Annotated in this window: 9 protein-coding genes and 1 pseudogene; 3 read left to right on the plus strand and 7 right to left on the minus strand. The window is 42.8% G+C overall.

Annotation, left to right across the window (positions count from 1 at the left end):
* Positions 1 to 51: 51 nt before the first annotated feature.
* Both AB6D80_RS22760 and AB6D80_RS22765 read right to left on the minus strand, forming a co-directional pair.
* Positions 52 to 666, minus strand: a pseudogene (locus AB6D80_RS22760) (GGDEF-domain containing protein); the annotation flags it as partial.
* Positions 667 to 827: 161 nt separating this feature from the next.
* On the minus strand, positions 828 to 1,385 hold the full coding sequence (locus AB6D80_RS22765; RefSeq protein ID WP_371703137.1) for a hypothetical protein: 558 nt from the start codon (positions 1,383 to 1,385) through the stop codon (positions 828 to 830).
* A gap of 558 nt (positions 1,386 to 1,943) precedes the next feature.
* On the opposite strand from AB6D80_RS22765, the gene AB6D80_RS22770 reads away from it, so the two are divergent.
* Together AB6D80_RS22770 and AB6D80_RS22775 are read left to right on the plus strand one after the other, a co-directional pair.
* Positions 1,944 to 2,633: a response regulator transcription factor gene (locus AB6D80_RS22770; protein ID WP_029222829.1), complete on the plus strand. Its 690-nt coding sequence runs from the start codon at positions 1,944 to 1,946 to the stop codon at positions 2,631 to 2,633.
* Positions 2,626 to 3,975, plus strand: coding sequence for a HAMP domain-containing sensor histidine kinase (locus tag AB6D80_RS22775; protein ID WP_017099768.1), 1,350 nt, complete (start codon positions 2,626 to 2,628; stop codon positions 3,973 to 3,975). The genes AB6D80_RS22770 and AB6D80_RS22775 overlap by 8 nt, the downstream gene beginning before the upstream one ends.
* Positions 3,976 to 4,116: 141 nt before the next feature.
* Here the strand turns inward: AB6D80_RS22775 and AB6D80_RS22780 are convergent, their stop codons facing one another.
* Positions 4,117 to 4,662, minus strand: a complete 546-nt coding sequence (locus AB6D80_RS22780) for a GNAT family N-acetyltransferase (RefSeq protein WP_371703136.1) — start codon at positions 4,660 to 4,662, stop codon at positions 4,117 to 4,119.
* 226 nt (positions 4,663 to 4,888) lie between these two features.
* On the opposite strand from AB6D80_RS22780, the gene AB6D80_RS22785 reads away from it, so the two are divergent.
* Positions 4,889 to 6,154 carry an HD domain-containing phosphohydrolase gene (locus AB6D80_RS22785; RefSeq protein ID WP_372189679.1) on the plus strand — a complete coding sequence of 422 codons (1,266 nt, stop codon included), beginning with the start codon at positions 4,889 to 4,891 and terminating at the stop codon, positions 6,152 to 6,154.
* Positions 6,155 to 6,303: 149 nt separating this feature from the next.
* On the opposite strand, the gene AB6D80_RS22790 is transcribed toward AB6D80_RS22785, so the two are convergent.
* The 4 genes from AB6D80_RS22790 to AB6D80_RS22805 form a co-directional block, all read right to left on the minus strand.
* The gene (locus tag AB6D80_RS22790; RefSeq protein ID WP_371703134.1) at positions 6,304 to 7,023 is read right to left on the minus strand and encodes a DsbA family protein; all 720 of its coding nucleotides are present in this window, start codon (positions 7,021 to 7,023) and stop codon (positions 6,304 to 6,306) included.
* 123 nt (positions 7,024 to 7,146) lie between these two features.
* Entirely contained in the window at positions 7,147 to 7,716 is a 570-nt protein-coding gene (locus tag AB6D80_RS22795; protein WP_009844757.1) for a protein disulfide oxidoreductase, read from the minus strand.
* A 3-nt stretch (positions 7,717 to 7,719) separates the two neighbouring features.
* On the minus strand, positions 7,720 to 9,783 hold the full coding sequence (locus tag AB6D80_RS22800; protein WP_371703163.1) for a protein-disulfide reductase DsbD family protein: 2,064 nt from the start codon (positions 9,781 to 9,783) through the stop codon (positions 7,720 to 7,722).
* Between the two features lie 95 nt (positions 9,784 to 9,878).
* Positions 9,879 to 10,355, minus strand: a complete 477-nt coding sequence (locus tag AB6D80_RS22805; RefSeq protein WP_371703132.1) for a hypothetical protein — start codon at positions 10,353 to 10,355, stop codon at positions 9,879 to 9,881.
* Positions 10,356 to 10,708 lie beyond the last annotated feature (353 nt).

The raw sequence follows: 10,708 nt of genomic DNA on the forward strand, positions 1-10,708 counted from the left end.
AGAAGCTGCTTAATAAGCAAGCAAATGATGACAACTACCTTGAAAAACACCGCTTTTGTCAAACAACCACTTTCCATGAACATCAAAGTGGTGGGTTTTATTTTCAATTTTACAGCTGACTTCCTCCAAAATGTCTCGACCTTTGCGAGCTGAAAATAACCATTGGTCTGCAACTTCTTCGCTTGAAACAAAATCGGATAGGCGACTAAACGGCGAGCCGTAGTTTTTAGAAAAAGCGGAGTTTGCACTCACTACGCTTCCCACTTTGTTGAATAAAAGAGAGAGGTTGGAACCATCAGAGTATGTGAGATCGCGTTTTAAGCTCTCTTCTTCTGCGATGACTTGCGCTAGCATCCCTGTTCGGCCATCGGGTAATGGGATTCCAGAGAAAAGACATAGTGCGCGTTTAGAAATGTATTTTGGGGTGAAGTTCCACCAAGTCTTTACACTTTGATTTCGCTGAAATTGTCTCTGATATTCTTCAAGCGTTGCTTCGATCGCTTTTGACATTTCAATACCAAAATCGCGTGAGGTCAGTTCAAATAGAGATTCAGACTCCCAAAGAGGGAGGGCACTGCTGTTTGCCCAGGTTATTCGCTTATTATCAATGTCATATATCCAGATAGGACACTTTAGATGTTCGAAAGGTTGGTAGCTGGTCATCATAATAAATTCGGGGAACTCATACTTTAATCGATTTATGCAGACAGATGTCGTGCTTTGGCAGTGCGTCTATCAAATTGAACTCTGATCTTTAACAGCCATGAAGAAGCTATGTGTTAAAGAAAAATCAGGCACTAAAGATAAATTAGCGACAAAAATAGCGTTTAAAGATTCAGTGAACGGATAATTTTGGTTACTTTTCCTTCCGGGGTGCTTTCAATCGCATAGCCTTTATTGTCCCCAAAAATTTCCCCGTTGATGAAGTTCCAACCTATTGATGTCTTGACGATTTCTTTCGGGAAGCGATCGTCAAACATTGAATGATTTGTGTATACCGTCTCAATTGCTTCAAATAATAATTGGGCTTGATCTTGGTTAGTGACGATGAAGTCTTCTTTCAGGCACATTGTTAATTCTGGAAGGGGTTGAGTAGTGAAAGGTTCAGTCATCGCGCCGACTACCCCATTATGTGAATAAAAGCGATATGAACCAGAGCTGCTTTCGTTGCCATCTGGAGATTTAATGCTTGGGGTTGTTAGGTAGAAATTACAGTTGAAGACCATCTTTTGGATAATACTATTTTGTGGTGTGACTTGAATATCTATCCAAGAGCTTACTTGCGCTTTGATTTGATTCATCACCTCATGTTTATTAGGAGCAGCGGTGACTCGTGTTGCCAACAAAGCGGTCATGGTCAGTAACATTAAAAGCGATTTATTCATCTTTAAGTGGCCTTGTGACAAAGTGACTTTTGTTTAATCAGTAAGTCACCGTTGTTTATTATTTGAGTTAATGATTAGCCGAATAAATGTTACTTGAAGAAGACTTTACTTGATAGAGGGGGAGAGAGCTTGATAGAGGGGGAGAGAGCTTGATAATGGAACATGCTATTTGATTGGTTAAGTAATCGTTTTCTTCAATTTTTTAGAATACGATCGCGGTTTTAAAATCTGTCATTTTGTTGATTTGAAGTGTTACTAACTATTGTGTTATTAATGTTTAGTAAGTTTATTTGAATGAGTTTTGTAAATTCTTTTAATGTAAGTGCGCGTAAGAAGGTAAGCAAACGTAAGCATTTAAGCGTCTAGATTTTCCGTTTTTGACGGGAAATCAATCAATAAATGAGCGTTTTTGTTGCTGAACGATGGTTTGTAAACGTGTATGTACAAAAGTGATTAATGTGTTTTGCGTACGGTAAGTTAGTGACTTCAATAACAATATTGATGATATATGAACAGTATATATACTGCCCTCGCTTTTAATAAATGCTGGTGATAGAAATGTCGAAAACCAAAGTGCTGATTGTCGAAGATGACCAGGCGATAGCGCGTTTAACTACGCTTTACCTCGAAGCTGAAGGCTACAATGTTAGCGTTGTCCATGAAGGGGATTTGGCCATTGAAGCGATCCGCAGTATTGAACCCGATCTCGTTCTGTTGGACTTGATGCTTCCAGGAATGAGCGGCGCACAGATTTGCCGACAGGCTCGCGAATTTTATAATGGGATTATCTTAGTATTGACTGCCTCTGCTGATGAAATGAGTGAGGTTAGTTTGTTTAAGTTTGGCGCGGATGACTACGTTGCAAAACCTATTCGTGGTCATGCATTATTGGCACGAATTGAAGCACTATTGCGTCGCGCAGCCCCTGTCGTTGCTGAGCCTGACACGACCGCTGAAACCCCAGGTGAAATTGTGATCAACAGTACAGCTCAAAGTGCCACTCTGTATGGACAGAACCTAAAGCTCACCTCTGCCGAGTTTGAAATTCTAAATCTTCTTGTTAATAACATTTGTCAGGTCGTTACTCGAGATCAATGTTGCCAGCTATTTAGAGGTATTGATTATGCCTTTAACGACCGCTCTATTGATATGCGTGTTTCAGGGTTGCGCCGGAAGCTGCGTATGCATGCAAAAGATAAGCAGTTGATCCGTACGGTTCGTAACAAGGGGTATATGCTGGTTGTATAAGTCTATCGCGGTGAAACTTCGATCTGTTTCTATGTTTACTCGTTTGTACCTTGGAATTGTGGCAGGGATGTCGGCAACGATATTTTTGTTTTGGAACCTTGGTGAAGGGCACATGCGGCGTACCCAGATCGAAATATTCCTTAATGATGGCATCTACTTTTCTGAGCAGTATGTTCGTCAACACAACCGAGAAAACTCGCTATATAAAGAACTCGACAGAACAGGCTACCAGCAATTTTATATTTTCAATTTACGCCTGTTGGAGAATTGGTCGGGAGAGGCTCCGTGTCAACGATGCGAGTTATTTACCACCTTGAATGGTGTACCGGTATACCTAAGTGAAAATAATCTCTATTCGGCAGTATTTCAGCTACCAAATTCTAGGTTTAGCTTTGCGTTCAGTGAGGTAGGCGATTTCTTCTCACCTGAAATTGAGTGGTATGAAGATTCAGAAAGAAACTTTCTTATTGGGCTTTTGTTGGCCGTTATCTTCGCTATTGGCGCAAGTGTTTACTTACCTGTTAGGCGTTTTCAAGAAAGAATAGAGTTACTTGTTGAGAAACAGAAGCAGTTTGGTAAGGGGAAGCTGAGTACTCGCTCTGACGTAGATGATATACACCCAGTGTCTGAGCTAGCCAAAAGTTTTAACTTCATGGCTGAGGAGATTGAGAGCAAAGTAAAACAAAGTCATATATTTGCTCAAGCGATTCCACATGAAGTCCGTACACCGCTAAGCCGTATTCAATTGGCGACGGATCTCTTAAGGCGGGAAGCTCCAGAGCATCATCAGGTTTTTTTCGATGATATTGATACCTACATCGGGGATATCAACGACCTCACGTCAGAAATTATCATGCTGTCGAAGTTGAATGTCATGGATAATTCTTTCTTCGAGCTTGTTAAAGTGAAAGCTGACCTTCGCGAGTATTGTTTAGATAGAATCCGTTACTCGGAGTTAGACAATGTTATTTTTGAGTCCAAAGTAAAGCTAGAGTGCAAAATTAAGTGTGATTGCTCGATGGCGCGTTTGGTTTTTGATAACGTGATTAAGAACGCTGGGAATTACACACAAGACAAAGTCTGGGTAACTCTGGACGAGAACTCAGAAAATTGGCTGGTTCTGATTGAAGACAATGGCTCTGGGATACCGGAGGACAGGCGTGAAGAAGTATTCCTTCCGTTTTCTCGCTTAGATTCTAGCAGAGCATCAGCAACTGGTGGGTTAGGGTTAGGTCTAGCGATAGCGATTTCAGCGGCTAAAAAGCTTTCTTGGGACATTCGGATCTGCGATAGCAATCGCGGTGGTGCCAAGTTCTGTATCTTAATCCCAAAGATCACGTAAATGATTTTAGTAAGAGACCAATTAGACTCTTAAAAATGAAAGCCACGGTTTAATATCGTGGCTTACTAATTTAATTAACTTACTAATTACCAATTATCATTCACTATCAATTGGCAAAATTTACCAAGTAGAAAATCAAGCTTAGATATTGTTGGTGCTTAAACGATGAAGGCCATAAATAGCATGATCTATGATACGGCCATTTAAGTTCTCGTTACGAGTTATGATACCTTCTAATGTGAAATGTAAGCGCTCACAAACCTTGCGACTACTCTGGTTGCCAGTTGCAGCTGATATCTCCACCTTTTCCATATCTAACTCATTGAAAGCAATATCAATGAGCTTCTCAACTACGCGTGTAACGATCCCGTTACCTTGGTAAGTCTCAGACAACCAATAGCCTATCGTGACTTTCTGTTTGCTGTGGTCAATGGTGTTAAAGCTACAGTTACCGACGATATTGTCTTTGTACACAATCGCACATGTCATGCTTTTGCCTTCCGCGTAATCATGTAGCGAGCGCTGGATGAAGATCCTAAAGTCCTGCTCTGTTTTGCAGTGCGGTGGCCATGCTAACCATTGGCTAAGATACTCATTTTGGCTTTGTGAAATTTCCGCGTAATGAGATGCGAAGTTCTCTTCAACCAGAGCGATGGATAACTCTTCATCGATAACTGTTTTAAACATGTTTTCCCTTTTCTTTTGGCTGATGATTTAAGTGTCTTTTGGTCGGCAGGTTATAATGTCGCACAATTTTGAATATGCAACCACTTGTAGCGCGAATTATTCGTGATACGCTAGGTCTATCACGAAATACATTAAACCTTATAATAATTGCGGGTATGATCGTTGGTCATGCATTAGTATTAGCAGCCTAAATATATAAAAACTATAAAAATACTAGGCTTAAGTAATGAATCAACATTGCCAAGAGGTAACCGTAGACCTAAGAAAGGCTCTATTTGGTATTGCTAAGGCGCTTGATAACGTCGGTTTTGAAAGCAAAAACCATGGACAGAGGGTGGGTTACATCGCATATCGATGTGCTCTGAGCGTGGGGTGGGAAGAGGAGCAGGCACAGCTCGCATTTTCGTTAGGGCTAATTCACGACTGCGGAGTGTCGCAAATAGACGAGCAACGTCGACTGAATTCGGGGTTTGTTCCCGACTCGACTTATTACCATTGTCAAAAGGGCTACCAAATTTTAAAGGAGTGCCCTGTTCTTTCTATATTTGCTAAGCCAGTTCTTTATCATCATACCCCTTGGTTAGATCTAAAGACTATGAATATCAGTGAATTAGAAAAGGAACTGGCTGCAGTTGTGATACTTGCTGACAGAGTTGACTATCTATATGGCATAACCGCTTCTGATCGTTATGGGAACCTAACCCCAGACGGTAAAGCGAGCATTATTGGACGTTTGACTGAGCAAGCGGACGAGATGTTCGAAACCAATCTTGTACAGCACATGTGTGAGTTGGTTGATCTGGATGATTTTTGGTTCTCGATGGAGACCCCTTACATCGAGAATATGAGAGATAACTTTGAACCTGTACCCTTTTTCTCTCAGCAAATGTCGCTGGATGAAACAGTCGCCTTTGCCGAGTTTATTGCTAATGTCGTTGATACGAAAAGCTCGTTCACTTTCAAGCACTCGTTGAAGGTAGGGCAACTTTCTGAATATCTAGCTAAACAACTTGGTTATTCACACACAACGCAGAGAAAGCTCTATTTAGCTGGTTTAGTTCACGATATTGGCAAACTGCAAACCCCTGGTGACATTCTTCATAAGCCAGATTTGCTCACTGACGAAGAATACTGTTGTATTAAACGCCATGCGACAGATACTCGATTCGCGCTGCAGGAGCTGTTTAGTTCGCCTCAGGTGTGTCAGTGGGCTTCCGACCACCATGAAAGGTTAGATGGTTCAGGCTATCCGATGGGTAAAACGGCTGAAGATTTAGATCAACCCAGTAGAATTGTTGCTGTAGTCGATGTATTCCAAGCATTAACCCAGTCTCGCCCTTATCGTAAAGGTATGACACTGGAAGAAACTCTAGCGATATTAACGGACCAAGTTGATAGTTATAAGTTGGATCGAGAAGTGTTTGAATGCCTTAGAAAACACGCAGAGTACTGTTTTGAACTATCGACGGACAAAAGAATGTACGCGTTTTAACTTTGGTCGTTTTTAGGATTCAACTCACCTTTAAATTTAAGGTAAATGGACTATCTACTTTATTCAAACAATGAAAAAGCCGACTGGGTGTTGCGCGAGTCGGCTTTTATTCACTTCTCTTTCTAGTCTTTATCTCTATCTACGCTCGATTAAAAAGCATCATCCACGATATCTTTAAGTCGATCGTAAGGCACATAGCCCGGTAGAAGCTGATCATTCATCATCATCGTTGGCGTTCCTGTTAAACCCAGAGCGCTAAAGGTTTGATGGTTAGTGGTTAGAACCTGGTTTTGTTCTTGAGTTGTTTTTAGTTCCGCTTCTGTTCCTGTCTTCTTGGCTACGGCTTCTAGTGAGCTTTTCGAGTGAATACCACTTTTTGCCATCAGCAGTCTGTTGACTTCAGGGAAGGCTTCTGGATTATCTTTCCATACTTTCATCGCGTATAGAGCTGCATTGGTATCAAGGCCATCTACTTGTTGCTGCTTAAATGACAAGTACACATTGATGATTTTGATATCACTATTTTCAGAAGCTAATTTTACTAAGCCTTTCTCTAAGCGTTTACAGAAAGGGCAGTTGTAATCAGTGAAGTTAACGATGACTGATTTTCCGTCAGGGTTGCCCGTGATTGGGTGAGCGTCATTGTTATACAACCAGTCGTGACTCTCTGCTTGAGCTTTCTTTGCTTGCGCTTGGCCCGCGACATACTGCTCTAAACTGGTATGCAGCCCTGAAATCGTAGAAGGATTCTCCTTCAGGAACTGGTTAATTTCTTCGAGTTGCTGGGTTTGTTCTGTGCTTAACTCAGCGAAGGCACTTGTGCTCATTAGTGAGCCTAAAATCAGTGTGCAAATCAGATGTTTTTTCATGTTGTTTATTCTCTAATTCTTGATAATCGTGAGCGCGTTTTGGGTCGCGCTCACGGTATTATTGTTTGTTAAATTGGCTTTAATCGGTTCATTTGCTCTGCTCTGTTTTTCTTAGTGAGCGAGTTATGCAAAGTAGGTTCTTAACCACAGGCCGATAGGGGAAGTAACGCCGGTTGCGATACTGCTGATCTTTCCATCTTTGATGATGACAATACTTGGCGTGACATTGACTCCCCAACTTCTGCTGATCGATCCAGAGAGATCATTGATAACAGGGAAGTCATACTCTTTGGCGTCTAAGAAGCGCTGAACACGTTCGTCTGGGCCAGATGAAAGTGCGACAGAAACTACTTGATGGGAGTCGCTGAAGCTATTAACCGTCGGGCTCACCAATTTGCACGCGCTACACCAAGTCGCCCAAAAATAGACAATAACGGGCTTACCGCTTTTGCTTAGCTCGATAACATCAATATCCTCACCTTGGATCGACTGACCCACGATTGGAATCGCGTCTCCTTGAGGCATGCTTCTGCTGTGGTAAAAATCCATGGCAAACGAAACCACGCCAACGATCAGTATCATTGAAACGAGTTCCTTTCCCCACTTCTTAAGACGGCTTGGCTTTTTGGTTTCAGCCTTTACAGCGTTATCTTCAGCAGAGCTAGGCTTTTGTTCGTTGTTGGGCGTCTTCATCAATTATCTCGCAGCGTCGATGGCTTGAATAACAGTGTCACTGTCTAGAATTACGGGTAATGGAATACCATTTTTATAGCTCGGGCCATAAACGATATTAAATGGCACACCAAATCGCCCATTACTTTGTAAGTATTGAGTGACACTTTCACTTGGTGTTGTCCAATCGCCTTTCATCAAAACAATGTCTTCTTGTTGCAGGTGGCTGTAGACAGGATCTTGAAGAATGACGCCAATTTTGTTGGCTTTACAGGTGATACACCATTCAGCAGTCACGTCGACAAAGACTGTTTTTCCTTGCTCGACCAACTGAGGGATTTGCTTCGCATCCAGTTTTTGCCAAGCGAGATCGTCAACAATCGGAGTCGCCCAGTTATCAGCGGTGACACTACCGACGATCAATGCAGCACCAAACACCAAGGTTGTGGTTGCGACGATAGGAATAAGCACCTTGCGACCCAGTTTCATGCCAATCCAAACCAGTACTGAAATCACGATAAATAGCGACAGCAGGATAGTTGGGAATTTACCAATGAATGGGCTCAGAAGGCTTGTTAGCCATAGGCTGGTAATGAACATCATTAAGCCAAATACCAGCTTAACTTTGAACATCCATGCCCCAGGCTTTGGAAGCAATTTGGTTAGGCTTGGGGATAGCGCGAAGATCAACCAAGGTGCGCTCATACCAATGCCGAGTGCGATAAAGATAGCCCACAACTCTTGGTAACTTGCGCCCAGAGCATAAGCCACTGCAGTTCCTAGGAATGGAGCACTGCAAGGCGTTGCCAATAGTGTCGCAAACATGCCTTGGATGAAGTGACCTGAATGTGAGTCGTCGCCTTTGGTTGCCATCCAAGTGTTCAAGCCTGATGGAAGCCTGAATTCGAATAGACCGAGTAGGTTAACTGAGAACAGTAGGGTAATGATCAGCATGAACCCGATGAACCAAACATTTTGGAACTGGATTCCCCAACCAATCGCATTGCCACCCATTTTCAGAACGGTCATGCCTAGAGCTAGTAGCGAAAACGAAGTGATAACCCCCGCAGCAGACGCTAGGAATGAGAGTCGGATATGGCGATTTGAAGCACCTTGGTTCTGAATGATGCTGTTTAACTTCATTCCTAATACGGGTAGAACACACGGCATGATGTTGAGGATTAAACCGCCCACTAACGCAAAACCAAGCATGACTAGAAAGCTGTTGTTGCTTGTTTGGTAAGCTATCGGGTCTGACCCAACTTGCGCGGTCATCTCTTCGGCAAAGTTAGTATCTGAAACGGTAATACTCACTGTGCGATCCGTTAAGTCGACCTCGCCGATCCAGTTACTCACATCGAATACTGCGGTCATTGTATTGTCTGTGATGTGGACGGTTGGTGGAGAGAAGAAGTCATCAAGCACTTCTTGCCCATCAATCAATACCATCGGTTTATCCCAGCCTTCCTTACTTGTTAGCTGAGTCACCAGTTGTTGTTTGCTTTTATCCCAGAACAGGCCGTTCACTGAAGTGCGGTTAGCTTCTCGTGGAGATTGGCTCATGCCTTGATTGAACAAGAACATCGCTTCTTCATCGAGCTCTAATGTTTGCGGATCAATCGGCAATTCGATGTCGTAATCGGTTAAAACACAGATATTGGTACACGACGGAAAGGTGAACGACGCCTTGAACAGTGCTGGCTTCGTGTTGTCTTTCAGTGTCAACGTTACTGGGAAGCTGACGTGTTTTTTGTAGCCTAACGTCATCACGTCCAGTTGTTCGTAATATTTAGGGATCGGCCAATGCCACTCTACCGACTCTATGTTTGTGGAACCAGACCAGTCCCAACTTGGTGGAATACCACCTTCACCTGGGCTACGCCAATAGGTTTTCCAATCGCCGTCGAGAACGACATCCAGCACGGTTTGAATCTTAGAACCGTCGTCCGATTGTTCACCCGTCGACATCATTCGCATCTTGACTGGTGGATGTTCAGGCACGCTGAGCCAGCCCGTCGTCTGTGCCAAGGCAGTAAATGACGTCATAACCAAAAGGGCAGTGACTAGCGTTTTCGCGCATGTACGCATGCAGAATGCCAACGAATCGACAAACTTAGTTAGTAGTGTGTTGTACACAAATGTATCTCCAAAAAATAAATAAAAGGGTGTAGTAGCCCGGTTATTTACTCTCTAAATATACAGTGCTTTAGATGTAAGCGGTGTTTTGTAGGTCGAGAAGAGCGATGGTTATCTCTAGACAATCTCGATATGTGCGGTGATAGGCTGTACGCAACAGCAATAAACAGGATAAAAGGAATCAGCCAACCTGTTTTAGGTGTCGCGAAGGTGAGCATTTTGGAGCTTAGGCTGCACGCGCTAGAATTTGGCGCTGACAGAGTTTTAGAAGCTTCTGAACCAAAAACGCTGGCATAGAGCTCAGACATTTTATCGAAAGGTGCGACGATTGCTTGTGGGTGGCTGGTTTCTGCGCCGACAAGTATTGATTGTCCAGTTAGGGAAGCTGAAGTGGTTACTTTGTTTGCAGACAGCGTACTCGCCAGACAAGTTACGATAACCAGTCCGGTAAGGAACAGCGCCCAAAGCGAATGCTTTTGTCGGCGGTTCTGTGTGGATAAGATGAGTAGCGATGTGTTCAGCAAATCAGTCAGTAATCTAATCAGTTAATAGTTAATAGTTAAAGCGAGCTCATTGAATTGCGGTTAGCTTAAATAAGATCTCTTCGAGTCACAAGTCATGAAATTGTTAAAGTGAAACGATGTATAAACGCGATAAACCGTAGATACACGATAAACGATGCATAAACACCAACTCACGCAAATACGACATTGAGCTCTAGATAAAGTTCACAACAACTGGAAGTTATCGCCAATTTATCCTGTATAGAGTGCTCTATTCATTATCAGGAGATACAAAAAAGCCCAACAGTTCGTAGATGGATGAACTGACCCCCAATAGTTGGACACCAATTATTGGGGGTCTTTTTATGTCCAAA

Source organism: Vibrio sp. 10N.247.310.17 (assembly GCF_041466605.1).
Classification (GTDB): Bacteria; Pseudomonadota; Gammaproteobacteria; order Enterobacterales; family Vibrionaceae; genus Vibrio; species Vibrio tasmaniensis_A.

Bases quoted from the DNA above. Each gene is read 5' to 3' on its own strand.
- AB6D80_RS22765 (WP_371703137.1), bottom strand. From the start codon at position 1,385: ATGAATAAATCGCTTTTAATGTTACTGACCATGACCGCTTTGTTGGCA.
- AB6D80_RS22770 (WP_029222829.1), top strand. From the start codon at position 1,944: ATGTCGAAAACCAAAGTGCTGATTGTCGAAGATGACCAGGCGATAGCG.
- AB6D80_RS22780 (WP_371703136.1), bottom strand. From the start codon at position 4,662: ATGTTTAAAACAGTTATCGATGAAGAGTTATCCATCGCTCTGGTTGAA.
- AB6D80_RS22785 (WP_372189679.1), top strand. From the start codon at position 4,889: ATGAATCAACATTGCCAAGAGGTAACCGTAGACCTAAGAAAGGCTCTA.
- AB6D80_RS22790 (WP_371703134.1), bottom strand. From the start codon at position 7,023: ATGAAAAAACATCTGATTTGCACACTGATTTTAGGCTCACTAATGAGC.
- AB6D80_RS22795 (WP_009844757.1), bottom strand. From the start codon at position 7,716: ATGAAGACGCCCAACAACGAACAAAAGCCTAGCTCTGCTGAAGATAAC.
- AB6D80_RS22800 (WP_371703163.1), bottom strand. From the start codon at position 9,783: ATGCGTACATGCGCGAAAACGCTAGTCACTGCCCTTTTGGTTATGACG.